This window comes from Methylobacterium sp. AC832 (assembly GCF_979256025.1).
Map to the genome: position 1 here is coordinate 927,429 of NZ_CEEDMV010000001.1, position 26,983 is coordinate 954,411.

The 26,983-nt window shown below is 64.8% G+C and carries 23 protein-coding genes and 1 tRNA gene; 15 read left to right on the forward strand and 9 right to left on the reverse strand.

The features are described from left to right. Positions 1-43: 43 nt before the first annotated feature. On the reverse strand, positions 44-1,522 hold the full coding sequence (locus AC0IXR_RS04325; RefSeq protein ID WP_471759839.1) for a methyl-accepting chemotaxis protein: 1,479 nt from the start codon (positions 1,520-1,522) through the stop codon (positions 44-46). Positions 1,523-2,027: 505 nt separating this feature from the next. Between AC0IXR_RS04325 and AC0IXR_RS04330 the strand changes: the two genes are divergently transcribed. The 6 genes from AC0IXR_RS04330 (at position 2,028) to atpC (ending at position 8,237) form a co-directional block, all read left to right on the forward strand. After that, entirely contained in the window at positions 2,028-2,723 is a 696-nt protein-coding gene (locus AC0IXR_RS04330; RefSeq protein ID WP_207411588.1) for a DsbA family protein, read from the forward strand. A 273-nt stretch (positions 2,724-2,996) separates the two neighbouring features. After that, positions 2,997-3,566, forward strand: a complete 570-nt coding sequence (locus AC0IXR_RS04335; protein WP_056431239.1) for a F0F1 ATP synthase subunit delta — start codon at positions 2,997-2,999, stop codon at positions 3,564-3,566. Between the two features lie 72 nt (positions 3,567-3,638). Continuing rightward, positions 3,639-5,168, forward strand: a complete 1,530-nt coding sequence (gene atpA, locus AC0IXR_RS04340) for a F0F1 ATP synthase subunit alpha (RefSeq protein ID WP_471759840.1) — start codon at positions 3,639-3,641, stop codon at positions 5,166-5,168. A gap of 161 nt (positions 5,169-5,329) precedes the next feature. Then, the gene (locus AC0IXR_RS04345) at positions 5,330-6,205 is read left to right on the forward strand and encodes a F0F1 ATP synthase subunit gamma (protein ID WP_018044915.1); all 876 of its coding nucleotides are present in this window, start codon (positions 5,330-5,332) and stop codon (positions 6,203-6,205) included. Positions 6,206-6,251: 46 nt separating this feature from the next. Beyond that, entirely contained in the window at positions 6,252-7,712 is a 1,461-nt protein-coding gene (gene atpD / locus AC0IXR_RS04350) for a F0F1 ATP synthase subunit beta (RefSeq protein ID WP_018044914.1), read from the forward strand. A 123-nt stretch (positions 7,713-7,835) separates the two neighbouring features. Further along, positions 7,836-8,237 carry an ATP synthase F1 subunit epsilon gene (atpC, locus tag AC0IXR_RS04355; protein ID WP_056431232.1) on the forward strand — a complete coding sequence of 134 codons (402 nt, stop codon included), beginning with the start codon at positions 7,836-7,838 and terminating at the stop codon, positions 8,235-8,237. 15 nt (positions 8,238-8,252) lie between these two features. Here atpC and AC0IXR_RS04360 read toward each other — a convergent pair whose 3' ends face one another. From AC0IXR_RS04360 to AC0IXR_RS04375, 4 genes are read right to left on the reverse strand one after another with little or no spacing between them, the layout of a single operon-like run. Then, a complete protein-coding gene (locus tag AC0IXR_RS04360; RefSeq protein ID WP_471759841.1) occupies positions 8,253-9,521 on the reverse strand; it encodes a CCA tRNA nucleotidyltransferase in 1,269 nt (422 codons plus the stop codon). After that, positions 9,518-9,775: a DUF6111 family protein gene (locus AC0IXR_RS04365; protein WP_056431227.1), complete on the reverse strand. Its 258-nt coding sequence runs from the start codon at positions 9,773-9,775 to the stop codon at positions 9,518-9,520. Before AC0IXR_RS04365 ends, AC0IXR_RS04360 begins: the two co-directional genes overlap by 4 nt. 33 nt (positions 9,776-9,808) lie before the next feature. Beyond that, positions 9,809-10,447: a CoA pyrophosphatase gene (locus tag AC0IXR_RS04370; RefSeq protein WP_461229459.1), complete on the reverse strand. Its 639-nt coding sequence runs from the start codon at positions 10,445-10,447 to the stop codon at positions 9,809-9,811. Then, positions 10,444-11,034, reverse strand: coding sequence for a DUF1285 domain-containing protein (locus AC0IXR_RS04375; RefSeq protein ID WP_471759842.1), 591 nt, complete (start codon positions 11,032-11,034; stop codon positions 10,444-10,446). Before AC0IXR_RS04375 ends, AC0IXR_RS04370 begins: the two co-directional genes overlap by 4 nt. Before the next feature lie 339 nt (positions 11,035-11,373). Here AC0IXR_RS04375 and AC0IXR_RS04380 point away from each other — a divergent pair, with 339 nt between their 5' ends. From AC0IXR_RS04380 to AC0IXR_RS04390, 3 genes are all read left to right on the forward strand, one after another. Continuing rightward, complete coding sequence (locus AC0IXR_RS04380) at positions 11,374-13,521, forward strand: sodium-translocating pyrophosphatase (protein WP_207411592.1); 2,148 nt, start codon at positions 11,374-11,376, stop codon at positions 13,519-13,521. A 223-nt stretch (positions 13,522-13,744) separates the two neighbouring features. After that, on the forward strand, positions 13,745-14,836 hold the full coding sequence (locus AC0IXR_RS04385) for an alkene reductase (RefSeq protein WP_471759843.1): 1,092 nt from the start codon (positions 13,745-13,747) through the stop codon (positions 14,834-14,836). A 134-nt stretch (positions 14,837-14,970) separates the two neighbouring features. Continuing rightward, complete coding sequence (locus AC0IXR_RS04390) at positions 14,971-15,609, forward strand: HAD hydrolase-like protein (protein WP_311275065.1); 639 nt, start codon at positions 14,971-14,973, stop codon at positions 15,607-15,609. Positions 15,610-16,652: 1,043 nt separating this feature from the next. On the opposite strand, the gene AC0IXR_RS04395 is transcribed toward AC0IXR_RS04390, so the two are convergent. Beyond that, positions 16,653-16,727 (reverse strand) — tRNA-Gln (locus AC0IXR_RS04395). A gap of 89 nt (positions 16,728-16,816) precedes the next feature. On the opposite strand from AC0IXR_RS04395, the gene AC0IXR_RS04400 reads away from it, so the two are divergent. After that, positions 16,817-17,569, forward strand: a complete 753-nt coding sequence (locus tag AC0IXR_RS04400) for an SDR family oxidoreductase (protein ID WP_471759844.1) — start codon at positions 16,817-16,819, stop codon at positions 17,567-17,569. A gap of 105 nt (positions 17,570-17,674) precedes the next feature. Further along, a complete protein-coding gene (locus AC0IXR_RS04405; protein ID WP_471759845.1) occupies positions 17,675-19,312 on the forward strand; it encodes a peptide chain release factor 3 in 1,638 nt (545 codons plus the stop codon). 85 nt (positions 19,313-19,397) lie between these two features. Here AC0IXR_RS04405 and AC0IXR_RS04410 read toward each other — a convergent pair whose 3' ends face one another. From AC0IXR_RS04410 to AC0IXR_RS04420, 3 genes are all read right to left on the reverse strand, one after another. After that, positions 19,398-20,387, reverse strand: a complete 990-nt coding sequence (locus tag AC0IXR_RS04410; RefSeq protein ID WP_471759846.1) for a TIM44-like domain-containing protein — start codon at positions 20,385-20,387, stop codon at positions 19,398-19,400. A 137-nt stretch (positions 20,388-20,524) separates the two neighbouring features. After that, positions 20,525-21,637 carry an ATP-binding protein gene (locus AC0IXR_RS04415; RefSeq protein ID WP_311275069.1) on the reverse strand — a complete coding sequence of 371 codons (1,113 nt, stop codon included), beginning with the start codon at positions 21,635-21,637 and terminating at the stop codon, positions 20,525-20,527. A 91-nt stretch (positions 21,638-21,728) separates the two neighbouring features. Then, entirely contained in the window at positions 21,729-22,361 is a 633-nt protein-coding gene (locus AC0IXR_RS04420) for a S24 family peptidase (protein ID WP_056431196.1), read from the reverse strand. Positions 22,362-22,565: 204 nt separating this feature from the next. Between AC0IXR_RS04420 and AC0IXR_RS04425 the strand changes: the two genes are divergently transcribed. The 4 genes from AC0IXR_RS04425 to AC0IXR_RS04440 all read left to right on the forward strand — a co-directional run bounded on the left by AC0IXR_RS04425 (position 22,566) and on the right by AC0IXR_RS04440 (position 26,982). After that, positions 22,566-22,937 (forward strand): DUF952 domain-containing protein, encoded by a 372-nt coding sequence (locus tag AC0IXR_RS04425; protein WP_471759848.1) that lies wholly within the window; start codon positions 22,566-22,568, stop codon positions 22,935-22,937. Between the two features lie 2 nt (positions 22,938-22,939). Then, entirely contained in the window at positions 22,940-24,028 is a 1,089-nt protein-coding gene (locus AC0IXR_RS04430; protein WP_471759849.1) for a quinone-dependent dihydroorotate dehydrogenase, read from the forward strand. A gap of 351 nt (positions 24,029-24,379) precedes the next feature. Beyond that, positions 24,380-26,680, forward strand: a complete 2,301-nt coding sequence (locus AC0IXR_RS04435; protein WP_471759850.1) for an FdhF/YdeP family oxidoreductase — start codon at positions 24,380-24,382, stop codon at positions 26,678-26,680. Next, positions 26,677-26,982, forward strand: a complete 306-nt coding sequence (locus AC0IXR_RS04440; protein WP_311275072.1) for a hypothetical protein — start codon at positions 26,677-26,679, stop codon at positions 26,980-26,982. Before AC0IXR_RS04435 ends, AC0IXR_RS04440 begins: the two co-directional genes overlap by 4 nt. Position 26,983: the final 1 nt, after the last annotated feature.

Genomic DNA, 26,983 nt, shown 5'->3' on the forward strand with positions numbered 1-26,983 from the left:
GACGTCGTTGGAGCGAAGCGTCGAGGGACCGGCAGAGGGGACCCTAGGCGGCTTCCTGGGAGGCGACCCTCACCTTCTGAGTGGCCGAATCGACCTCTTCGGTGGAGCGGGCAATCTCACTGAGGCTGCTAGTGATCTGGCCCACGCCGTTGGAGGCGGTCTGCATGCTCGCCGACATCTCGCGGGTCACCGCGCTCTGCTCTTCGACCGCCGCCGAGATCGCGCTCGCGACTTCGTTCAGGGTCATGATCGTGTCCTGGATCGAGGTGATGGCACCCACCGCATCCTGAGTCGCTTGCTGGGTCGACATGATCTGAGCGCTGATCTGCTCGGTCGCCTTGGAAGTCTGGGCGGCCAAAGCCTTCACCTCGGTCGCGACCACGGCGAAGCCCCGACCCGCTTCTCCCGCCCGTGCCGCCTCGATCGTCGCATTGAGAGCGAGCAAATTGGTTTGCGCGGCGATGCCCTGGATCAAGGCGACGACTTCGCCGATCCGGGTCGCCGCGCCCGAGAGACCGGCGATGATAGTGCTGGTTTTCTCGGCCTGCTTGACCGCCTGACTGGAGATCTCGGAGGCGTGGGTCACCTGCATGCTGATCTCGGACACCGAGGCCGCGAGCTCTTCGGCGCCGGACGCCACGGTCTGGATGTCGGAAGAGACCTGAGTCGAGGCCTGAGCGGCTTGACCGGCCTGTAGCGACGCGCCCGAAGCGGCACCGGCGATGGCGTTGAGGTCGGTGGCAATGGAGATCTGCAGAGCGGCGCGGCGCTGGCGCTCCAGCACCTGCCGCGTGACGTCGATGCAGAATTTGACGACCTTCAGCGGGCGTCCGTCCCGGTCGAAGATCGGGTTGTAGGTCCCCTGGATGAAGACCTCGCGGCCACCCTTTGCGATCCGCCGATACTCGTCGGCCTGATACTCACCTCGGCCGAGTTCATCCCAGAAGCGCCTGTACGCCGCGCTTGTCCGCAGATCGGGACCGACGAACATGCTGTGGGGCTGGCCCTGAATCTCGGACAGGTCGTAGCCCATCACGTCGAGGAAGTTCCGGTTGGCCGTGAGGATGGTGCCGTCGAGGGCGAACTCGATGACCGCCTGCGAGCGGTCGAGGGCTTTGATCTGGCCCTCATGGTTGATCGAGCGCATCACGCGCTCGGTGATGTCGGATGAGAACTTGACGATCTTCTCGGTCTTTCCATTGCGACCGAGGATGGGATTGTAGGTGGCCTGCAACCAGATCTCGCGCCCGCCCTTGCCGATGCGCTTGAACTCGCCGGACTGGAAGGTGCCGGCGGCCAACGCGCTCCAGAAGGCTTTGTAATCCTGGCTCTCCCGGAACGCCGGCTCGACGAAAAGGCTGTGATGCTTGCCCTGGATCTCGGACAATTCGTAGCCGATCGCGGCGAGAAAATTCCGGTTTGCAGTCAGTACGGTGCCATCGGTATCGAACTCGATGACCGCTTGCGAACGATCCAATGCGGCGATCCGTGAGCGGAATTCGGTATTCGAAAAAAAGTTCATCACCCTATTTGACGCGTAAGGGTTGTGGCGGGCCGCCGCGCTCAGCCCTGTGTCATTCGATATAGGAGATTCCCTATCAATTGAGTTAACAATCCCTGCGACGGATTATGAAAACTAGAAAATTTCCGTCACGGCTGCGCTATAAAGGTTGCGAATAAATATTGTTGCTTAATACTGGCGCACAAAGCTCCAATATGCTCCTAGTTTATTGCGGTACGGCTCAATCTATCCCCTGTATATTTCATTTTAATCTGCCAGAAAGTTTATCGGATATGCACATTGCCTCAGAATACACGAATGTTGCTTGGAATCGGAGGGGGAATCGGTCGAGGTACTCTCTGTGAGGAGTTAGAACAATATTTCATCGACGGGATGCGTGCGACCTCCGGAGCGAGCACTCCCCCCGGGGGAGCAACGGTCTGGATACCATCTCGAACCGGGATTAAGAGGCGCGACACGCGACGCCGAATGATCGGTGATCCCGCACCTTCGAGGCCCCGTTCGCATGTCCATCGACCGTCGAAAGTTCCTGGCCGGTTCCGCGAGCCTGGCTTTCCTTGTCGCGTCACTACGCGGCGGCCATGCCCAGGGCTACGGCCAGACCTTCAAGGTCGATAACGACGATGGCCGGCCAATCGCGAACACCCGGCTCCCGGGTGAAATCGTCGGGGAAATCCCTGCTCTGAAGGGCGTGACCTATGTGGGGGCCCGCGAGGCGGAGATCACGCTCTACGAGTTCTTCGACTACAATTGCCCGTATTGCCGAAAGGCGGCGATCGACATGACGTCTCTCGCCGCGAGCGATACTGCTTTGCGAATCGGGCTTATCAACAATCCGATTCTCTCGCCTCAATCGGCTCAGGCGGCGAAGGTCGCATTGGCGATCCAGCGCAAGATGGGGTCGGCCGCCGCCTGGACGCTCTATCAGAAGCTGCTCGCCAGACCCGGCCGGATCGACGGCACCGGTGCGCTTCAGGTCGCCGCCACCTTGGGCGTCCCCGCCTCGGAGCTCGAGACGATCGCCGATAGCGACGAGGTGCGTCTCGCGTTGAAGGCGCAGATGCGCATGGCGGCCGATCTCGGTCTCGTGGCGACTCCCTCCTACGTGCTCGGCAATACCGGCCTTCTCGGACATCCGGGTGCGAAGTCCCTCGCTCGGATGATCGGGGCCATGCGTCGCTGCGATCAGATCGCCTGCTGACGGCCTGAACTTTCGCCGGCGGCCTGACGCCTCACCTTCGCCATCGTTCTCGCGGATTGGACATGAGTGCACGACCGCGCGCCGCACAAGCTTATGCAGGCCCGTCTTCGTCTTGCGCCTCCCCAACACGCATGCTAGGCCCTCGCCGCGCCGGGAGGACGGGTTTCAGACCTGTATTTCGAGGCGGTTCCCATTCCTGACGGTTTCAGAGCCGACGCCGAGAACGGTGTCACGGGCCGGAACCTCGGGCCGGATTAAAAGAGAGAGTGGCGCGTGGCGCAGACCAGTTCCGAGGCGGGTTCCCCGGTTGCAGGCGTAGCAGGTCGCTATGCCTCCGCACTGTTCGAGCTGGCCCGCGACGAGCGCCAGATCGATGCGGTCGCGGCGACCCTGCAGAGCTTTGATTCCCTTCTCAAGGAGAGCCCCGATCTGGCTCGCCTCGTTCGCAGCCCGGTTTTCACCGGTGAGCAGCAGGAAGCCGCCATCGGCGCCATCCTCGACAAGGCCGGTCTCACCGGCCTCGGCGCGAACTTCATCCGGCTCGCGGCCTCCAACCGCCGTCTTTTCGCGCTGCCCGACATGATCCGCGCCTTCCGCCGTTTGGTGGCGGAATCGAAGGGGATCGTACGTGCCGAGGTGACCGTGGCCGAACGCCCGTCGGACGCCGTTCTCGAAGAGATCAAGGCGTCCCTGCGCGATGTGGCTCGCTCGGAGATCGACCTCGATCTGCGCGTCGACCCGGCCCTGATCGGCGGTCTCATCGTCAAGATCGGCAGCCGGATGGTGGATGCATCCCTGCGTACCAAGCTCAACGGTATTCGACTCGCGATGCGGGAAGCCTGAGGTCGGCGCTTCGGCGCAGGCCCGCTCCCGTTTCTCCACAGCAACTTCGTTTCGATTTAAAGAGGCCAGACGATGGACATCCGCGCTGCCGAGATCTCCGCGATCCTGAAAGAGCAGATCAAGAATTTCGGCCGGGAAGCCGAGGTAACCGAGGTGGGCCAAGTGCTCTCCGTCGGTGACGGTATCGCCCGCGCCTACGGGCTCGACAGCGTCCAGGCCGGTGAGATGGTCGAGTTCGAGTCGGGCGTGCGCGGCATGGCCCTCAACCTCGAGCAGGACAACGTCGGCATCGTGATCTTCGGGTCGGATCGCGACATCAAGGAAGGCCAGACCGTCAAGCGCACCGGCGCTATCGTGGACGTTCCGGTCGGCAAGGCGCTGCTCGGTCGCGTCGTCGACGCCCTCGGCAACCCGATCGACGGCAAGGGCCCCATCGCCACCACCGAGCGTCGCCGCGTCGACGTGAAGGCTCCCGGCATCATTCCGCGCAAGTCGGTTCACGAGCCGATGGCCACTGGCCTCAAGGCCATCGACGCCCTGATCCCCGTCGGCCGCGGCCAGCGCGAGCTGATCATCGGCGATCGCCAGACCGGCAAGACCGCCATCGCCCTCGATACGATCCTGAACCAGAAGCCGGCTCATGCCGGCACCGACGAGAACGCCAAGCTCTATTGCGTCTATGTCGCAATCGGTCAGAAGCGCTCCACCGTCGCACAGTTCGTGAAGTCGCTCGAAGACAACGGCGCGCTCGAATACTCCATCGTCATCGCCGCGACCGCTTCGGACGCTGCGCCGATGCAGTTCATCGCCCCCTTCGCCGGCTGCGCCATGGGCGAGTATTTCCGCGACAACGCCATGCACGCCGTGATCGTGTATGACGATCTCTCCAAGCAGGCCGTCGCCTACCGCCAGATGTCGCTGCTGCTGCGCCGCCCGCCGGGCCGCGAAGCCTATCCCGGCGACGTGTTCTACCTGCACTCGCGCCTGCTCGAGCGCGCCGCCAAGATGGGCGATGCCGCCGGTAACGGATCACTGACCGCGCTTCCTGTCATCGAGACCCAGGCCAACGACGTTTCGGCCTACATCCCGACCAACGTGATCTCGATCACCGACGGACAGATCTTCCTCGAGACCGACCTGTTCTACCAGGGCATCCGCCCGGCGGTGAACGTCGGCCTCTCGGTGTCCCGCGTGGGCTCGTCGGCCCAGACGAAGGCGATGAAGAAGGTCGCCGGTAAGATCAAGGGCGAGCTCGCCCAGTACCGCGAGATGGCCGCCTTCGCACAGTTCGGCTCTGATCTCGATGCGTCGACCCAGAAGCTCCTGAACCGTGGCTCGCGCCTCACCGAGCTCCTGAAGCAGCCGCAATTCTCGCCGCTGAAGATGGAAGAGCAGGTCGCGGTGATCTATGCCGGCGTGAACGGCTATCTCGATGCTCTGCCCGTGTCGAAGGTCCGTCCCTTCGAGGACGCGCTGCTCTCGACCCTGCGCACCAAGCACGCCGATCTGCTCACCAAGATCCGTGACTCGAAGGATCTGTCCGACGACAGCGCGAAGACGCTGAAGGGCGTCGTCGAGAGCGTCGCCAAGTCGCTGGCCTAAAGCCAGTCGATGATCCCCTCCCTTAGCGGGGAGGGGACTGGGGTGGAGGTGTGCCGGACCGGCCGAGACCTCTTCGACACCACCCCCACCTCCGGCTCTTCCCCACTCAAGGGGAAGAGAGATGGCGTCGAACCGCACCGAACGGATCTGGAAGTCACCCCATGGCGAGTTTGAAGGATCTGCGTAACCGCATCGCTTCGGTGAAGGGCACGCAGAAGATCACCAAAGCGATGCAGATGGTCGCCGCCGCCAAGTTGCGGCGCGCCCAGAATGCCGCTGAGAATGCCCGTCCCTATGCCGAGAAGATGTCCCAGGTGCTCGGCAACCTCGCCGCGAACCTCGTCGGCGGTGTCCAGGGACCGAAGCTCCTGTCCGGCACGGGCGCCGACAAGGTTCACCTGCTGGTCGTCTGCACGGCTGACCGCGGCCTCTGCGGCGGCTTCAACTCGTCGATCGTGCGTCTGGCCCGCGAGCACATCCGCACGCTGACGGCCGAAGGCAAGACGGTGAAGATCGTCACGGTCGGCAAGAAGGGCTACGACCTCCTGCGTCGCCAGTATCGCGACCAGATCATCGAGAGCCGTGACCTACGCGGCAACAAGCCGGTGGATTACGAGTTCGCTGCCGAAATCGCGCAGAGCATCATCTCGCGTTTCGACGACGGCGAGTTCGACGTGGCGACGCTGTTCTATTCGCGCTTCCGCTCCGTCATCGCCCAGGTGCCGACCGCCCAGAAGCTCATCCCAGCCGAGCTGCCCGCAGCCGGCGGTACCGCTCCGGATGCAGCTCTGGAGTTCGAGCCGAGCGAGGAAGCGATCCTCGACACGCTCCTGCCGCGCAACCTCACCGTCCAGGTGTTCCGCGCGCTCCTCGAGAACGCGGCCTCCGAGCAGGGCGCACGTACCGGTGCCATGGATTCCGCCACGCGCAACGCGGGCGAGATGATCAAGAAGCAGACGCAGATCTACAACCGCACGCGTCAGGCCATGATCACCAAGGAACTCATCGAAATCATCTCGGGTGCCGAAGCGCTCTAAGCGCTCCCCGTCGCCCTGACCGCAACATATTCGAAGGACCCGTAACATGGCGAACACCGCTCTCCCCGGCGCCGGCTCCAACAAGGTCGGCAAGATCACCCAGGTCATCGGCCCCGTGGTCGACGTTCACTTCGACGGCCACCTGCCGGAGATCCTCAACGCCCTCGAGACCAAGAACAACGGCAACCGCCTCGTCCTCGAAGTAGCCATGCAGCTCGGTGAGAGCACCGTGCGCTGCGTCGCCATGGACACGTCGGAAGGCCTCGTTCGTGGCCAGGAAGTCACCGACACCGGCGAGGCCATCAAGGTGCCGGTCGGCTTCAACACCCTCGGCCGCATCATGAACGTCATCGGCGAGCCGATCGACGAAGCCGGCCCGATCCAGTCGGACACCCTGCGCGCCATCCACCAGCCCGCGCCGTCCTACGCCGAGCAGTCCACCGAGTCGCAGATCCTGGTCACCGGCATCAAGGTGGTCGATCTCCTCGCCCCCTACGCCAAGGGCGGCAAGATCGGCCTGTTCGGCGGCGCCGGCGTCGGCAAGACCGTGCTGATCATGGAGCTCATCAACAACATCGCCAAGGTGCACTCGGGCTACTCGGTGTTCGCCGGCGTCGGTGAGCGCACCCGCGAGGGCAACGATCTCTACCACGAGATGATCGAGTCCAAGGTCAACATGGACCCGAAGGAGAACAACGGCTCGGCCGAAGGCTCCAAGTGCGCGCTCGTCTACGGCCAGATGAACGAGTCCCCCGGTGCCCGCTCGCGTGTCGCGCTCACCGGCCTCACCATCGCCGAGGATTTCCGCGACCAGGGCCAGGACGTGCTGTTCTTCGTGGACAACATCTTCCGCTTCACCCAGGCCGGTTCGGAAGTGTCGGCTCTCCTCGGCCGCATCCCCTCCGCCGTTGGCTACCAGCCGACGCTGGCCACGGACATGGGCGCCCTGCAGGAGCGCATCACCACCACGACCAAGGGCTCGATCACCTCGGTGCAGGCCATCTACGTGCCGGCCGACGATCTGACCGACCCGGCGCCCGCCGCCTCGTTCGCCCACTTGGACGCCACCACCGTGCTCTCGCGCTCCATCGCCGAGAAGGGCATCTACCCGGCCGTGGATCCGCTGGACTCGACCTCGCGCATGCTCAACCCCGCCGTCCTCGGTGAGGAGCATTACGACGTCGCCCGCCGCGTCCAGCAGACCCTGCAGCGCTACAAGGCCCTGCAGGACATCATCGCGATCCTGGGCATGGATGAGCTCTCGGAAGAGGACAAGCTCACCGTCGCCCGCGCCCGCAAGATCGAGCGCTTCTTCTCGCAGCCCTTCTCAGTGGCCGAGATCTTCACCGGCTCGCCCGGCATCCAGGTCCCGCTCGCCGACACGATCAAGGGCTTCAAGGGCCTCGTGAACGGCGATTACGACGACTTGCCGGAGGCGGCGTTCTACATGGTCGGCACGATCGAGGACGCCAAGGAGAAGGCGAAGAAGATCGCGGCTGCGGCCTGATCCATCGAACGCCAAGGCCTTCCGCCGAAATGGCGGACGGCCTGACCCGACAATCACGGCGCGGCCTTCTCGGGACCGCGCCGCTTTTCCAACACGACAACCCGAAGCGGGACCTCCCTCGCCATGGCCACCTTCCAGTTCGATTTCGTCGGTCCCGAGCGGACGGTCTATTCCGGCCAGATCGAGGCCGTGCAGCTTCCCGGTATCGAAGGGGAGATGACCGTTCTTCCGGGCCATGCCCCCGTTCTGACCGCGCTCAAGGTCGGCGTGATCGTCATCAACGAGGCCGGCCATGCCGGTAAGCGCGTTCTCGTGCGCGGCGGCTTCGCCGATATTGGACCGACCATGGTCACCGTGATCGCAGAGCGTGCCAACCCGTTCGAGGAGATCACGCCCGATTCGCTCGACAAGGACATCGCCGCCCTCGAGTTGCAGCGCGATGCCACCGAGGATTTCGCCAAGAAGGACGAGATCACCGGCCAGATCGTCCAGCTTCAGGACGCCAAGGTCGCCCTCAACTTCTAACGTCCTTCGCTACGCTCAATCACCCGAGCGGGCGTGAGTCACCGCATGGTCGAGGAGGAGGGCGCGCTCCTCCTCCCCGGTAAGACATCCCCGCTCGAGCCAGAGAGAGCGGCTCGCAGAGAGACCCCGACCCACTGAACGGCCTGGCGGGATGCCTGCCGTGATGAGGTCGTCCCCGCTGAGGGGAAAGGTCGGCGCGGTCGACGTGCCATCGAGCAGGCCCCTCAGTTCGCGGCGAGCCTCCGTGTCGATTCGATTCACGTTCGTCTCATCCATGACGGCGATCACCAGCGCCAAGCCAAGTAGATCCTCTGTCGCCGCGAGCCGACGCATCTCGATGGCTCCCACGTGCTGCAGGCGCGCGATGGCCCGTCGTGCAGCCGCGTAGGCGCTCAAACGGTCATGCTCATCGTTCGATAATCGCAGCTTCTGTCGCAGACGGTCCACATCGTCGTCGTTGTCGACGGCCAAGGCCGCGAGCGAGTTCACTGCCCTCATCGGGTCGCCATGATCCGGCGTCGATGCGATGGCGCGTTCCAGGCGATCGACGTGACCCTCGGCGCCGATGATGCGCGCGAGCAGCCCGGCCTTCTTCATTTCCGCGACCGCCTCGAGTGCGCCTGGCGCTTCCAAGAGTTTCAGAAATTCCGCACGGACCCGTTCTCGCGAGAGGGTATCGAGGGCCTCCGCTGCATCGCGCGCGGCCTGCAGGCCGTCCGTGTCCGGCGCTCCGATCCCGTAGCGGGCGTGGAAGCGGAAGAAGCGCAGGATGCGCAAGGCGTCCTCGCGGATGCGGGTCGCCGCTTCACCGATGAAGCGGACACGGCCCGCCCGGAGATCCTCTTCACCTCCGGTCGTGTCGTGGAGTTCGCCATCCGCGCTCAGGGACAGAGCGTTGATGGTGAAGTCGCGACGCTCCGCGTCACGGGAGAAGTCCCGTCCGAACCTGACCACCGCGTGCCGGCCGTCGGTCTCGACATCCTCCCGCAGGGTGGTCACCTCGAAGGCCCGTCCGGCATGGAGGAGGGTGATCGTTCCATGCTCGATGCCCGTTGGGATCGCCCGTAGGGAACCAGCCGCCGCGCGCCGAATCGTCTCCTCCGGCAGAAGAGTGGTGGCGAGATCGATGTCCGATCCCACCTGGCCGAGCAGGGCGTCGCGCACTGAGCCCCCGACGATCCGTGTTTCCTCCCCATCCGCCTTCAGCACGGAAAGCACGTGCGAGACGGCTGGATCCACGAGAAGGGCATTGAGCCCCTCCCGCCGGAGATCGCGACCAGTCATTGGAAATGGCCCGGAACGACCTGTCCGTTCTCGATCCTGGGTGGGACGTAGCCGCCGCGATGCTTCTCGCCCGCCAGACCGGCAATGATGAAGGACAGGATCACCAGAGCAAGCCCTCCCATGGTCAGTCGAAACACGAACCCTTCCCAATGAGCGCCGTGGCTCGGGTTGCGGCCTCTGATCGTGAGATAGAGGCCGAACAAAATGAAGGGCAACAGGAAGATCAGGACTTCTTCGACGAGGCGGCGGATCATGGAGCTTTCGCTGGGCGAGGGAAGGCCGTCATGTCACGGAAACAGGCGTTCGTGGAGATTGTTCACGATCCCCGCCGTCACACCCCAGATCATGCGGTCGCCGAAAGGGATGGCGTAGTAGCGTCGCGGGCGATCCTGCCATAGCCCGACGCCGAGGCGCCGACGGACCGGGTCCATCAGGCGGCCCAGCGGGACTTCGAACACCTCCGCCACCTCCGCCGGGTCTGGGGCGAGCCGGACTTCTTCGGTGCAGAGCCCCACCACCGGGACCACGAGGAATCCCGTCGCCGACAGATAGGGGTCGAGATAGCCGAGGATGCGGATGTCGTCAGGCCGAAGGCCGATCTCCTCTCGGGCTTCGCGCAGGGCGGCATCCGCCGGGTCCCGGTCCGAGGGTTCGATCTTGCCACCGGGAAAGGCGATCTGACCGGAATGGTCGCGCAGGTGCGATGCCCGCACGGTGAAGAGCACCGCCAGTTCCTCGTTCCTGACAACGATAGGCACCAGGACCGCTGCTGACCGGTGCGGTTTTACCGGAGGGGTCGCGATGCCGGCTGGATCGAGGTCGTGGTCGCCGCGCGGGTTCGAAACAGGGTCGTCGGCTTTGGGGGGAGTAGGGGAGAGGCCCCGCCCGGCCCTGTCGAGCAGGTCCGACAGCGCGTCGAAGCTCATGCGCCTTCGCTGCGAGCGATAGGGTGAAACCCGCCGCCGCCGGCGATGCCGAACCACGACACACCATCGACCAGGCGTTCCTCACCCAGCGCCAGCAGGTCGTAGGTCGTTGCGCGGGTAAGCAGTGCCCAGAGGCCACGGCGGATATGGATATAGGGGCGCAGACCGCCATCCCCGCCCTCCTCGAACCGCAGAGCATGATCGGCATCGACGGTCACGAGATCGTCGACATTCGTGCGGAACGCGATGCGCCGGGTCTCGCCCTCACCTTCCACCGCCATCTCCACTGCGGCGAAGGGCGCATCGTCCACCACGATTCCCACGCTCTCCACCGGCGTCACCAGCACGATGCGGCCATCGGGCTCTCGCCGGAGGATAGAGGAGAACAGCTTGACGAGGGCCGGGCGGCGGATCGGTGAGCCGTTATGGAACCACGTTCCATCCGCGGCGATCCGCATGTCGATTTCACCGCAATAGGGTGGGTTCCATCGCTCGACGGGCGGCAAACCCCGTTGGGGTACCCCGCCAAGGGCGAGGCTGAGCCGGGTCAGGGCCGGGTCCGGTGGCGGTTGTTCCGACTGGGTCATGGCTTCAGGAAATAACGCGTTCCCACATTTTTGAAACCGTCCCAATCCATGGGAATCGATGCCCTAGCGTGAATCAATGCGCAAAGTTTCGCTGCGCCGCGTTACGAGTTCGGTAAGAGACGAAGAGGTTCGAATGCGAGTGATTTCAATCAAGCGCTTAGTGAATTGTGCAACGCAAAAATAATCGCAAATGAAAGAGCTAAGCAGGATTTGCTCTTGCCGCGGAAGTTTGGCAATCAGAGCAGGCATCCCAGGGAGGGAATGCCTAAAACGCATCAAGCGTCTCGTCCCATAACCAGCCGAGCTACGTCATCACGATAACAACGCAAGGACGGTAGAATGACCGCATTGTTGCTTATCATCTTGGGCGGACTATGCGCCGTCGCCTACGGAATCATCACGATCAACGACGTGATGAAACGCGACGCCGGCACCCAGCGGATGCAAGAGATCGCCGGGGCGATTGCGGAAGGGGCACAGGCCTACCTGCGCCGGCAATACGCTACCATCGGCATCGTCGGCGTAGTTCTGTTCGTGGCGCTCGCCTATTTTCTCGGACTAAAGGTCGCCATCGGCTTCCTCATCGGCGCGGTCCTCTCTGGAGCGGCCGGCTTCATCGGCATGAACGTGTCGGTGCGCGCCAATGTCCGGACGGCGCAGGCGGCCTCGACCTCCCTGGGGGCTGGGCTCGACGTCGCATTCAAGTCCGGTGCCGTCACCGGCATGTTCGTGGCGGGTCTCGCGCTCCTTGGGGTCGCGCTCTACTACACCTTCCTCACCCGCGTTTCGGGCCTCGCGCCCGCCAGCCGTGAAGTCATCGATTCCCTCGTGGCACTCGGCTTCGGCGCCTCGCTGATCTCGATCTTCGCCCGTCTGGGAGGCGGTATCTTCACTAAGGGCGCCGATGTCGGCGGCGACCTCGTCGGCAAGGTCGAAGCCGGGATTCCGGAAGACGATCCGCGCAACCCGGCCACAATCGCCGACAATGTCGGTGACAATGTCGGCGATTGCGCCGGCATGGCGGCCGACCTGTTCGAGACCTATGCGGTGACCGTCGTCGCCACCATGGTGCTCGCCGCGATCTTCTTCGCCGGCCAGACCGATATCGCCGGACGCAACGTGCTGGAGGCGATGCTGCTCTATCCGTTGGCCATTGGTTCGGCCTGCATCCTCACCTCGATCGCCGGTACTTACGCCGTTCGGCTCGGCGCCAACCAGTCGATCATGGGCGCGCTCTACAAGGGCCTCATCACCGCGGGCGCACTCTCCATCGTCGCCATCGCGCTGGTCAATTTTGCGCTGTTCGGCGGATTCGCCACCGAGTTCAAGACGAATGCCGGCGTCACCTTCACCTCAGGCGGATTGTTCGGCTGCGCGGTGATCGGCCTCGTCATCACGGCGCTCATCGTCGTCATCACCGAATACTACACCGGCACGAACTTCCGCCCGGTGAAGTCGATCGCCGACGCCTCCGTCACGGGTCACGGCACCAACGTGATCCAGGGGCTCGCGATCTCGCTCGAATCGACGGCGCTGCCGGCGCTCGTCATCGTGGCGGGCATCATTGCCACCTATTCGCTGGCAGGCCTCTTCGGCATCGCCATCGCGGTCACGGCCATGCTCGCGCTGGCCGGGTTCATCGTCGCCCTCGACGCGTTCGGTCCCGTCACCGACAATGCCGGCGGTATCGCCGAGATGGCCGGTCTGCCGCCGGAGGTCCGCAAGTCCACCGACGCGCTCGATGCCGTCGGCAACACCACGAAGGCTGTCACCAAGGGCTATGCCATCGGCTCGGCCGGTCTCGGCGCCCTCGTCTTGTTCGCCGCCTATACCAGCGACCTCAACTACTTCATCGCCAATGCGAGCCCGACCCAGTACCGCTTCTTCCAGGGCGTGAGCGTCGATTTCTCCCTGTCGAACCCCTACGTCGTCGTCGGCCTCCTGCTCGGCGGGCTCATCCCGTTCCTGTTCGGCGGCATGGCGATGACGGCGGTCGGCCGTGCGGCCGGTGCCGTGGTCGAAGAGGTGCGGCGCCAGTTCCGCGAGAAGCCCGGAATCATGGCGGGCACCGACCGACCGGATTACGGGCGGGCCGTCGACATGCTCACCCGCGCGGCGATCAAGGAGATGATCCTCCCGTCGCTCCTGCCGGTTCTTTCGCCCATCGTCATCTTCTTCGTGATCCAGGCGATTGCCGGCAAGGACCAGGCCTTCGCCACGGTGGGCGCATCCCTGCTGGGTGTGATCCTGACCGGGCTCTACGTGGCGATCTCGATGACATCCGGCGGCGGCGCCTGGGACAACGCCAAGAAGTACATCGAGGACGGTCATCACGGTGGCAAAGGCTCCGATGCGCACAAGGCGGCGGTGACCGGCGACACCGTGGGCGACCCCTACAAGGACACGGCCGGCCCTGCCGTGAATCCCGCGATCAAGATCACGAACATCATTGCCCTGCTCCTACTCGCAGTGCTGGCCCACCTCTGAATCTTTGCCGGAAGGGCGTTCGCGGAGCCAAAGCTCAGTCAGATGCCGGAAAGGTGATTGCCGGGGTGATGATCCCGGGCGTGGTGGCGTGCGGCGGCGCACAGGCGGTGTCCGATGCTCCAGCCGTCCCCCTGACGGTCTCCCGTCAGCGCCATACCTACGGGCAACGAAGGCGCGGCCGAACGGTCGCGCCTTCATTGTCGTAGTCTGACGAGAGATCTTCATGCCCTCACTGCACGATCCGATCCGCATCGGCGCGATCGACTCGAAGAACAGCATCTTCATGGCGCCGCTCACCCGTGCCCGCGCCACGAGGGAGCATGTACCGACCCCGATCATGGTCGATTATTACAGGCAGCGGGCGAGCGCGGGCGTGATCCTCACCGAGGCGACGGGCATTAGCCAAGAAGGGCTCGGTTGGCCCTTCGCGCCGGGTATCTGGTCTGACGAGCAGGTCGAAGCCTGGAAGCCCGTCGTGAAGGCAGTTCACGAGGCCGGAGGCCGGATCGTCTGCCAGCTCTGGCACATGGGCCGCATCGTCCATCCGAGCTTCAATGGCGGGAAGGCGCCGATCTCGTCTTCCGCCACTACTGCGCCGGACCACGCCCATACCTACGAGGGCAAGAAGCCCTACGCCCAGGCGCGTGCCCTGCCGATCGAGGAGATTCCGCGTCTCCTCGCCGATTATGACCGCGCCGCGCGCAATGCCATCGCGGCCGGGTTCGACGGTGTGCAGATCCACGCAGCGAATGGCTACCTCATCGACCAGTTCCTACGTGACAACAGCAATCACCGCGATGACCGCTATGGCGGCTCTGTCGAGAACCGCATCCGCCTGCTGACGGAGGTCACCCAGACCGTGGCCGACGCCATCGGGAAGGACCGCACGGGCGTGCGCCTGTCACCGAACGGCGAGATCCAAGGCGTGGACGATTCGAATCCGGACGCTCTGTTCGGGGCCGCTGCCGCCGCGCTCGGCAAGATCGGTATCGCTTTCCTCGAACTGCGCGAACCCGGCCCGAACGGGACCTTCGGCAAGCCGAACCATCCGCCGGTCGCGCCCGTGATGCGGAAGGCTTTCGGCGGCCCGCTGATCCTCAATTCGGATTACGATCCGGCCGCCGCCGAGGCCGCCCTCGCCGAGGGCAAGGCCGACGCCATCGCGTTCGGCCGGCCGTTCATCGCCAACCCGGATCTCGTCGAGCGGATCGCGGAGCATGTGCCGCTCAACAAGGACGAGCAATCGACCTGGTACAGCCAGGGACCGGAAGGGTATATCGACTACCCGACGCGCACCGCGTCGAAGGCGGCCTGACGCGGTCCTTCCAGACCTCGATGGGTTCGACTCATCGAGGTCTGTCCTCGTTACTGCGTGGCGCCGGCTTCGGGGCCGCTTGAGGTTCCTTTTCCTCAGGGGAGCTGAACCATAACGGGCGACCCACCGGCGTGATGCGCACATCCTACAAGCTTGCCATCTTCGACTTCGACGGGACGCTTGCCGACACGTTCCCGTGGTTCTGCAGCGTTATCAACGACGTCGCTGTTCGCTATCGTTTCCGGCAGATCGATCCGGCCGAGACCGATGCGCTACGGGGTCTTTCGGCCCGCGCCCTCATTCGTGAGCTCGGCGTATCGCCCTGGAAGTTGCCGTTCATCACGCGGCACATGCACGGACTTGCGTCGCGCGACATCGCCACGATCTCGCTGTTCCCCGGGATACGGGACATGCTCTGCAACCTCGACGAAGCAGGCGTCACCCTCGCCATCGTCAGTTCGAACAGCGAAGCCAATGTCCGGCATGTCCTCGGACCCTGCGCCCTGCGCTTCCGGCATTACGCCTGCGGCACCTCGATGTTCGGTAAGGCCAAGCGCCTGAACGCAGTGATGCGAAAGGAGGGATCGCTTGGCGGTGCCATCTATATTGGCGACGAATTGCGGGATCATGATGCGGCCAAGGCGGCATCGTGCGATTTTGGAGCCGTGACCTGGGGGTATACGCGAGGAGACGCGCTGGTAACCGCTCGCCCCGACATGGTTTTTCGACACCCCGCCGATATCGTGGAGACGATAGGAACGGCGCCAGCCTGACGATACCCCTCGCCGGCATCGAACTTGCTGGGCGTTAGGATGTCTTCAGGGAGGTCGTCCCGATGCATAGCCCAAAGCCGGAGCAACACCCGAGAAACCGACACCCTCTGTTGCCACGGATCTCGGCAATGGCCGCTGAGCAACCAGCTCATCCGTCGAATCGCGACGATTTCGGTGCAGGCGGGCAAAACCATGCGGCGGTGTACTTTGACCGGTGGGCGAACGATCAACGGTCTGATCGACGGGCTGAGAAACGCCTCTCGCATCAAGGATCAGTACGCGGCGTCCATGATCGTCGCGGAAGTCATTACTCGTCTTCGACACGCCGAGGACGCACGGGGGTGACGTGTTCGGCCTTCAAAGACTAGACGTGTCACACAGCGTCTACTCGCGCAGTGCTGGCGATCTCAGTATTTCCGAATGACGACGAGATGAGATCCCGTCGCTCTCTCAGTCCTCCATCATCCGCAGAACCTTTTCCCCGAAGAGGCGGACGACGCAGAGAACGAGGACGGGAATCAGAGCGATGGCTCCGATATTCGGCCCCAAAAGAAAGGAAAGGCCGACTCCGAGGCCGGCTGTGAAAGCAGCTGGTACCATGGTGAACTCACAAATCGGTTTCGTTGGCTGGCGAAGCAATTCATCCCTAGCCGCATTAAAATGCAATTCAAAGCAGAAAAATTCCAGTTTTAATGTCGATTAATACGAAATATCCTGCCTACAGGATTAAAGTCTCTCATAGGACTTGAGCCCAGGGCTGCTGTGCCCCATACACACCCTCGGCTTTCCATGATCGAGTAACCGCTTGATCTGGCTCGAAACGCAATTGGAGTCAGCGGACCGAAAGGATGGTTGCCGGCGACAGCAGTCAGTCTTGGCCGCTGATGGCCAAAGCATTCCGCCTTGAATCACCTGTTCGACCGGCTCGGCCTCCCATGGGTCTTGGTTTTGTTGAGTAGATGTCGTCCTTCGACGTGGAGGACGTATCACCTACGCTCAAGCGGCGCCCATCAGGCGCTCACGAGCCGGCCCATTTGCGTGGATGGCTGGGGCGGGAGGATTCGAACCTCCGAATGGCGGTACCAAAAACCGCTGCCTTACCACTTGGCGACGCCCCATCGACGCAAGGCCGCGCGTTGTCTAGACGCCGCGTCGGCCCGTTGCAACAGCCTGTTCGCTCCGGCCGACCAGGAAATGGAGAGCGCGCATGTCGAAGCGGATCGCGATCGTCACAGGGGCGGGGTCCGGGATCGGCCGGGCGGTGTCGCTCGGGCTCGCACGAGCCGGGTTCGATCTGGCTTTGGCCGGGCGTCGACGGGGGCCGATCGATGAGGTCGCGGATGCCGTGCGTGCGCTTGGGGCCGAGGCCATGGCAGTGGAGACCGATGTCGGCGATGCCGCAGCAGTCGGGCATCTTTTCGCCGAGGTGAAGACGCGGTTCGGTCGCCTCGATCTCCTGTTCAACAATGCCGGCCTGTTTGCGCCCTCCGTGCCGCTGGACGAACTCACCTTGGCGCAATGGCAGGCCGTGGTGAATGCCAACCTCACTGGCGCGTTCCTGTGCACGCAGGGCGCCTTCCGGATGATGAAGGCGCAGAACCCGCGCGGCGGCCGCATCATCAATAACGGGTCCATCTCGGCCCAGGTGCCGCGTCCGAATTCGGCGCCCTATACGGCGACGAAACACGCGATCACCGGCCTCACGCGGTCCACCTCCCTCGATGGACGCGACCATGACATCGCCTGTGGGCAGATCGATATCGGCAATGCCGAGACGGATATGACCAAGCCGATGGCGGCCGGCATCCGCCAGCCCGACGGGTCGCTGAAAGTCGAGCCGGTCATGGATGCCCGTCACGTGGCCGATGCGGTGGTCTATATGGCGGGCCTGCCCCTCGACGCCAACGTGCAGTTCATGACCGTGATGGCGACGAAGATGCCCTATATCGGGAGGGGCTGAGGCCCCGCGCTTTCGCCCGGTCCCCGTTCGCATTACAGACGGGGCACGCCCCCGACCTTGTACAGACAAGCCCGCCCCGGCGGACCAGAGAAGCAACCGCCCGCGATGTTGATGCAGACAGAACCCAAGGACGCGACCGCGAAGGATTCCGCCGGCAAGGCGCAGGATCCCGTCGCCCGCCGGCGTACCTTCGCGATCATCTCCCACCCTGATGCGGGCAAGACCACGCTCACCGAGAAACTGCTCCTGTTCGGCGGCGCGATCCAGCTCGCCGGCGAGGTCAAGGCGAAGCGCAACCGCGTCTCGACTCGGTCCGACTGGATGGGAATCGAGAAGGAGCGCGGCATCTCGGTCGTCACCTCGGTGATGACCTTCGAGTATGGCGACTGCGTCTTCAACCTGCTCGACACGCCGGGCCACGAGGACTTCTCGGAGGATACCTACCGCACCCTGACGGCCGTCGATTCGGCGGTGATGGTGATCGACGCCGCCAAGGGCATCGAGGCGCGCACGCGTAAGCTGTTCGAGGTCTGCCGCCTGCGCGACATCCCCATCGTCACCTTCATCAACAAGCTCGACCGTGAGGCGCGCGATCCGTTCGAACTTCTCGACGAAATCGAGAAGACCCTGGCGCTCGATGTAGCTCCGGTCACTTGGCCCATCGGCCGGGGGCGGAGCTTTGCCGGCACCTACGACCTCGGCAATGGTCGTGTTCGCCGGCTCGACGCGGCGGACGACGCCGGCACCGTGGCCGTGTCCGGCGTGGACGATCCGCTCTTCGACCAGCTCCTCACCGAGGAAGGCGAGGTGGCCACGTGGCGGGAGGAGGCGGAGCTCGCCGAATCCGGCCTCAAGCGGTTCGATCTCGAGGCGTTTCGCGAAGGGCACCTCACGCCGGTCTTTTTCGGCTCGGCCCTGCGCAATTTCGGCGTGCGCGACCTCATCGACGGGCTTGCCCGCTTCGCACCACCCCCGCGCGGCCAGGATTGCGACAAGCGCCTGGTGGAGCCCACCGAGCCGAAAATGACGGGGTTCGTCTTCAAGATCCAGGCGAACATGGATCCCAACCATCGCGACCGCATCGCCTTCATGCGGGTCTGCTCGGGCAGGCTCAGCCGCGGCATGAAGGCGAAGCTCGTGCGCACCGGAAAGCCGATGTCGCTGTCCGCGCCGCAATTCTTCTTCGCGCAGGACCGAGCCATCGCCGACGAGGCCTTTGCCGGCGATGTGGTCGGCATCCCCAACCACGGCACCCTGCGCATCGGCGATACGCTCACCGAGGGCGAGGAGATCGTGTTCCGCGGCGTGCCGAGCTTCGCGCCGGAAATTCTGCGTCGTATCAAGCTCACCGATGCGATGAAGGCGAAGAAGCTGCGGGAAGCGCTTCAGCAGATGGGCGAGGAAGGCGTCGTCCAGGTGTTTCGTCCGCATGACGGCTCACAGGCCATCGTCGGCGTCGTCGGCGCGCTGCAGCTCGACGTGCTGAAGGAGCGGCTCCAGGCCGAGTATGGCCTCCCCATCGATTATGAGCCGACACGCTTCTCGATCTGCCGCTGGATCGAATCGGATGTGGAAACCGATCTCGATTCCTTCATCGGTACCCATGGCTCGGCCATGGCGAGCGACCTCGACGGTGCGCCCGTCTTCATGGCGACCACCGCCTTCTCCCTCCGCTACGAGGAAGAGCGCGCGCCGAAGGTCCGCTTCACCGACATCAAGGATTATCAGAAGCGCGCCGCCTGATCCTGGGCGCAGGCTTCATGAGAAAGGGCCGCGCGGTTTACACCGCGCGGCCCTTTCTTGGTTTCGACCGATGCCGTTGAGGCGATCAGCGACCCTGCTGGATCGCCGAGAGGATCCAGCGCCCGCCGCGCTCGCGCACGAAGGTCCACAGCTCCAGGGCCTCCGGCTCGCCGGTCTCGACGGTCTGGTTGGTCCGAAGGTCGATCGTTACGTCGGTGATGGCGTAGCGCATCGCCACCGTGGCGTATTCCATCCGGCCCTCGCTCCATGATTCCGACAGGTCGCCCTGCAGTAGCTTCACGTTCGAGATCCGATTGACGACCCCGCGGGATTCGTTGCCGCGCAGCTCATCGGCGAAGTAGCCCGCCATTTCCGGTGTCGCGAGGTTGCGCAACGCAGCGACGTCGCCACGGCCATAGGCCGCCTGCACGTCGTTGAGGGCGATCTCGAAGCTCTGGAAGTCGCCCGGGCCGATATCGACCTTGCCGACGGTCGGCTGCGGCGCGCCGCGCGAAGCAGCACCCATGGCCGAACCGGCGCCCATGGCGGGACCAGCACCCGCGCCGGGCGCCGAGCCGTAGCCCGCCGGGTTCGAATTGCCCGACATGCTGGAGCGGGCCATGCCGGCGGGAGCCGGATTTCCCTGACGGCGGCGGAACCAACGCACCGCGAAGGCGACGACCATCACGATGAGGCCGACCTGCAACAGCAGGCCGATCATCGAGGCGATGCCGCCGAGACCACCGAAGAAGCCACCACCCAGGAGCGCTCCGAGGAGGCCGGCGCCGAGAAGGCCGGCCATGAAGCCGCCACCGAAGCGAGGACGCTGCGTAGCAGCGCTCGTCATGCCGGGATTACCCATGGTCGAACCGGGCTGCGTCTGCGAGCGCTGGATCGGCGCAGCGCTCGGCGCCGTGTTCGTGGACGAGGGCGCGTTGAAGGTCTTCGAGCCGCGCGAGCCCATGCCACCGCCGCCGCCTGGACGGGCCTCGGCAACGGGCGCAGCAACGGCCAGCATCGCGGCGAGCGCGAAGACGGTCGCGGCGCGGGTGCGACGCGTGGAGGGGATGAACATGAATACGCCTCTGAACGAAGTCTGAGAGAGTCCCGGCGGGAATGCCGGATCTTATATGGTGACGTTCGACGACAAGTTTTAGTCCGGCCGCGCCCTGCTTTTGTGATGACGGCAAGACTTGAGAAAGCCGGTGCATTTCAGAGAGCGGCCGGAAAGATCATCCGTACCGTCGTTCCCTCGCCGGGCTTACTGTCGAGAGACACGGTCCCGTTCTGACGCTTCACCAGGCCGTGGACGATGGCGAGCCCCGCTCCCCGTCCGGCCTCGCGCGTCGTGATGAAGGGCGCCAGCGCCCGTGCCGCCATCTCCGGTGTCATCCCGTGCCCGGTATCGCGGACGGAAAGACCGACCGCGCCATCGCCCGGACGGCGGATCGCCGGGTCGCTCGGCGGCACCACGAAACTCGCGATCTCGATGCTTCCGCCGGACGGCATCGCCTCGCAGGCATTGGCGACGATGTGAGACAGGGCCAGATCCACCTGGGTCGGGTTGGTGAGCCCGTTGGGCAGGTCCGGCGCCGCGCGGATCGTCAGGGCGACCCCCGGGGGAAGCGTCGCTTGCATGCGCGCGGCGAAGGCGGTGATGAGAGCATTCATATCGACCGGGCGGACATCCGGCGCGATCCGCCGCGAGAAGGTCAGAAGCTGGCGCGTCAGGATCGTCGCCCGCTCCACCGCGTCGGTGGAGCGTATCACCGCCCGTTGGATGAAGGGTTCCTCGCGGTCGCCGAGACGTCGCTTCAGCCCGTCGATATAGCCGATGAGAATCTGCAGGAAGTTGTTGAACTCGTGAGCGACGCTGTTCGTGAGCAGGCCCAGCGCCTCGCGTTGCCGCGATAAAGCCAGCGCACCCTCCGCATCCCTCCGCCTGGTCACGTCGATCACCTGGACGAGGAGAAGGTCGGTATCGGGCAGGCGGGCTGCGAAGATCTCGGCCCAGAAGGTCGAGCCGTTCCTGCGCCAGGCCAGCACCTCGATTCCCTCCGGACGCTTTCCCGCCAACGCGGCGGCGAAAGCGGCGCGAGCGTCCTTGTCGGTATTGGCGCCGAGAAGCAGATGGGCATCGCGTCCGACGAGATCCCCGGTATCGTGGCCGGTCAACCGGGCAAAAGCGGGATTGGCCGCAACGATCGTCGTCTTGGATTGGTCGATCAGCAGCGTGGGAAGGGCGCTGGCATCCAGGGCCGAGCGAAGATCGATAGGCGGGCTCGGAGCCTCATCCCGTTCGCCGTCCAGATCGTGCAACGCCATGCTGTATCCAGGCCTGTCGGAGCGGAACGGGCTCCAGCGTTAGTCGCATCGGACGGAAGCGCCAAGACGTCACGGAGCCTCCCCACGATGTCTACTGCCGGACCCACATCACCCGCGCGATCCAGGCGATCTCCGCCACTTGGACGATGCGTTCCGGGTGGCTCGGGTTGAGCGACAGCAACTCGATCGTCCGGGCGGTCTTGCGGCGCAATTCCTTGGCCAGCACTTCGCCGCTGGCCAGCCGCACCACCACGCGATCGCCTTTGCGGACGCTGGCGGTGGGAGACACGATCAGCACGTCGCCATCGCGGTAGAGCGGTTCCATGGAATCGCCCTGCACTTCGAGGGCGAAAGCGCGATCCTCACCGAGATCGGGAAACTCGATTTCTTCCCAGCCCGGCCCGCCGGTGGGCATGCCTTCCTCAGTGAAGAGCCTGCCCGCGCCCGCCTGGGTCATGCCGATCAGCGGCACCATGGTGCGCGGCATGCCTTCCCGAGCTTCGATGAGGCGAAGGAAATCGTCCAGCGTCGCATTGGTGGCCGCGAGCACCTTCGACACGGATTCGGTGGAGGGCCAGCGCTTGCGCCCGTCCGGCCCGATCCGCTTCGAGCGGTTGAAGCTCGTGGCGTCGAGCCCCGCACGGCGCGCGAGACCCGAAGCGGAGAATCCATGGCGTTCCGCGAGACGGTCGATCGCGGTCCAGATCTGCTCGTGGGACAGCATGGCGAGACTCGATTAGAATGGCTAAGACATCCAGCCTAGCTTTAGGAAAGTAGAACTAAAAAGCGGCGGAAGCAACGGCGCGCCGCCACTATCCTCGAGATGGAGAAATTACAAACTCACGACCAAAGGTAGAAATAGCCGCTGGTTGCGACGGATGCCTGCCCGTTCTATCGCGGTCGCGGTCGAACCGGAAGGCAACGCGCGATGTCAATGATCTACAAGATATGCCCGCGTGCCTTGTGGCGCGAGGCCGAGGAAGCGGGCCGGTTCACCGGTGCTCCGGTCGACCATGCCGATGGGTTCATTCATTTCTCCACCGCCGACCAAGTGGCTGAAACTGCATCTCGGCATTTCGCCGGTGTTCCCGATCTCGTCCTCGTCGGGATCGACGCCGATGCGTTGGGAGATGCCCTTCGCTACGAGCCCTCGCGCGGCGGGGCGCTGTTCCCGCATCTCTACGGCGACCTCCGGCTCGATGCGGTCAGGTCCGTCACCGATCTTCCGATTGGGCCGGACGGCCGGCATCTGTTTCCCGCCGATCTGGTTTCGCCCACTCCTCCCTCGACCGGAGCATAGGCATGATCGGCGCGCTCTTTCCCCTCGCAAAGCCGATCCTGCATGGCCTCGACGCCGAGACGGCGCACAACCTCACCTTACGTGGGCTGGCTCTTCTGCCACCCCGCAAGCCGGCCCCGGACGATCCGAGGCTCGCGGTTGATGCCTTCGGCCGTCGGTTCCCCAACCCGGTCGGACTGGCGGCAGGATTCGACAAGGGCGCGCAGGTGCCCGATGCGCTGCTCGGCCTGGGCTTCGGCTTCGTGGAGGTCGGCGGCGTCGTGCCGAAGCCTCAGGGTGGCAACCCACGCCCGCGCGTGTTCCGTCTCAGCGCCGACGGCGCCGTCATCAACCGCTTCGGCCTCAACAGCGAAGGGCTCGACATCGTGCGCGGCCGCCTCGCGGCGAGAAGCAGTCGACCCGGATTGGTCGGAATCAATATCGGCGCCAATAAGGAGTCGAGCGACAGGATCGCCGATTACGTGGCCTGCACCTCGGCACTGGCGCCGCATGTCGCCTTCGTCACCGTCAACGTCTCTTCGCCGAACACGCCCGGCCTGCGTGACCTTCAGGGCGAAGCGTTCCTGGATGATCTGCTCGGACGCGTGGTCGAGGCTCGCGACAAGGCCTCCGCCGGGACTGCGATTCTGCTGAAGATCGCCCCCGATATCTCGCTCGAAGCGCTCGATTCCATCGTCGCCACCGCTTTGCGGAGGAAGGTGCAGGGGCTCGTGGTCTCCAACACCACCATCGCGCGGCCCGCCGGTCTCGCCGACGCCTCCCTGGCCAGGGAGACCGGAGGCCTCTCCGGGCGTCCGCTTTTCCAGCCGGCGACCCGCCTGCTGGCGGAGACCTACCTGCGCGTGGGCGGCACCATCCCGCTCATCGGCGTGGGCGGCATCGACTCGGCCGAGGCGGCCTGGACCAAGATCCTCGCAGGGGCGAGCCTGCTGCAGCTCTACTCTGCGCTGGTCTATGTCGGTCCTGGGCTCGTCGGATCGATCAAAGCCGGCTTGCTCAGAAAACTCGCCGCGGAAGGTGCTCGCGACCTATCGACGATCGTCGGCCGGGACGCGGCGACGCTGGCCAAACTCGGGACAGCTGCCGCTTAGTCTTTCGAGAAAGCCCGGATCCCCGGCGTCTCACTCCAAAAGGGGGAGGACGCGGCAGGACCGTCTTCCGCATCGCGGCACGAACCTGTGTCGGCCGGGTGCTAGTCAAGACGCGCGAGATCTAACCCGGCTTTCGTCGCATGCGGTTCATGCGTCTGACGCGGGGTCGAGTTTAGAACTTCGAAAGACTGCTCGGTTTCGCGCCAATGCATCGTCGTAAGCGCATGACTGGCCCGCGTTTATCCGTGTTTGAGTGACCCGTGTGCGGTGCGATATCGCTGGTGGTAGAGGACGTGGTTTCGCATGGCGATTCCGCCGTCCAGGCCATTTTTTGCCGAGCCAGGATCGTACATGGATCACCCGGTCGCGTCCCCCAAGCGTTCCTCCGCCGCTGGCGGTTGGGGCGCGCTAAAGAGCTGCGGCAAGCACCTGCTGAGCAGCCGCGCCCCGCTCTCCGGGGCCCGCGCCATGCTCAAGGCCAACCAGCCCGACGGGTTCGATTGTCCCGGCTGCGCCTGGGGTGACCCGGCGCACGGTTCCTCGTTCGAGTTCTGTGAGAACGGCGTGAAGGCCGTCTCATGGGAGGCGACCGACAAGCGTACGCCGCCGAAGTTCTTCGCGAAGCACACGGTGACGTCGCTGCGGACATGGACGGATTACGCCCTGGAAGGCGAGGGCCGCCTGACGCATCCCATGCGCTACGACGCAGCGAGCGACCGATACCTGCCGGTCAGCTGGGATGCGGCCTTCACCGAGATCGGCGCCACTTTGCGTGGTCTCGACAGCCCCGACCGGGCCGAGTTCTACACCTCCGGCCGCGCCTCCAACGAGGCGGCTTACATCTACCAGCTGTTCGCCCGGCTCTACGGCACCAACAATTTCCCCGATTGCTCCAACATGTGCCACGAGGCCAGCGGCATCGCCCTTCAGGCGGCCATCGGCATCGGCAAGGGCACCGTCCTGCTCGAGGATTTCGAGAAGGCGGACGCGATCTTCGTGGTCGGCCAGAACCCCGGCACCAACCATCCGCGCATGCTCGGCGACCTTCGCAAGGCGGCGACCCGCGGCGCCCGCGTCGTGGTCTACAACCCCGTGCGCGAGCGCGGTCTGGAGCGTTTCGCCGATCCGCAGAACACGGTTGAGATGCTGCGCGGCGCCAGCGCCCCGGTGGCGAGCCATTATTACCAGCCGCGTCCGGGCGGCGACATGGCGGTGTTCCGCGGCATCGCCAAGGCGGTTTTCGCCGCCGACGACGCGGCGCTCGCCGCCGGCCGGCCTTCCGTCCTCGATCGCGCCTTCCTGAGCCACCATGCCGAGGGGCATGAGGCCTATCGCGCCGTCGTGGAGGCGACCACCTGGGAGGCGATCGAGGACCAGTGCGGCCTGTCCCGCGCCGATATCGAGGTCGCGGCCGACGTCTATCTCGGTGCCGACAAGGTCATCTGCACCTGGGCCATGGGCGTGACCCAGCACAAACACTCGGTGGCCACCATCCGGGAGATGACCAACGTCATGCTCCTGCGCGGCAATATCGGCCGTCCCGGCGCTGGCCTCTGTCCCGTGCGCGGCCATTCCAACGTACAGGGCGACCGCACGGTGGGCATCAACGAGAAGCCGCCCGCCGCCCTGCTCGACGCCCTCGAGCGTGAGATCGGCTTCGTCGCCCCGCGCAAGCACGGCCACAACGTCATCGGCGCCATCGGCGCCATGCTCGACGGATCGTCCAAGGCCTTCATCGGGCTCGGCGGCAATTTCGCCCGCGCCACGCCGGATACGGCGCTGGTAGCCAAGGCGCTCGCTTCCTGCGCGCTCACCGTCCATATCGCCACCAAGCTCAACCACTCGCATCTGGTGCCGGGCCGGGTAGCCTACCTGCTGCCTTGTATCGGCCGCACCGAGATCGACCGGAATTCGAAGGGCAAGATCCAGATCGTCACGGTCGAGGATTCCATGAGCATGGTCCACGGCTCGGGCGGCATCAACAAGCCCGCCTCGCCGGAGCTGCGCTCCGAGATCGCCATCATCGCCGGCATGGCCGCGGCCACCGTCGGGTCGGACAAGGTCGATTGGGCGGCCCTCGCCGACGATTACGATGGCATCCGCGCGTTGATCGAGCGGACCATTCCGGGGTTCGCCGGTTACAACGCCCGCGTCCGCCGTCCGCGCGGCTTCATGCTGCGCAACCTCGCCGCCGAGCGCAATTTCGAGACGACCACCGGCAAGGCAAATTTCTCGGCCGAGCATTTGCCCGAGGCGACCGAGCATCAGCAGGCGCGGTCGAAGGCCGGCACCTTCGTGCTCCAGACCTTCCGTAGCCACGATCAGTACAACACCACCGTCTATGGCCTCGACGACCGCTATCGCGGGGTCTACGGCGAGCGTCAGGTGCTGTTCGCGCATCCCGACGACCTGGCCGAGATCCGTGCCATCGCAGGCGACCGGGTCGATATCGTCGGCACCCATGACGACGGCGTGGTGCGGGTGGCCGAAGGCTTCCGTCTCGTGCCCTTCGACATGCCGCGCGGCAGTCTCGCGGGCTATTATCCCGAACTCAACGTGCTCGTTCCCCTGTCGTCCTTCGGCAAGGAGAGCGACACGCCGACGTCGAAATCGGTCATGGTGTCGCTTCGCCGTCCGGCGGAGGCCGCGTGAACGAGCCTCCTGCCGATGCCGAGACCTTTCTCGCCGTCACCGATTCCATCGCCGACCTCCAGCCCGGCCTCTCGACCCTGGAGGCCGGGCTACTCGCGGGCCTTCATCTGAAGCTCGCCGCCGATAGCCGAAGCTTCGCCCGCGTCTTCGGCGTCGAGCACGCGCTCGTCCTGCGTGCGGTGGAGACCCTGTCCGGGGAGGCCGAGCTTCTGGCGGTCACCGAGCGCAATCAGAAAACCCAGCGGGCGCGCTACGAGGCGACCCCGGCGGGTCTCGCTATCCTGGATCACCTGCACGGCTGAT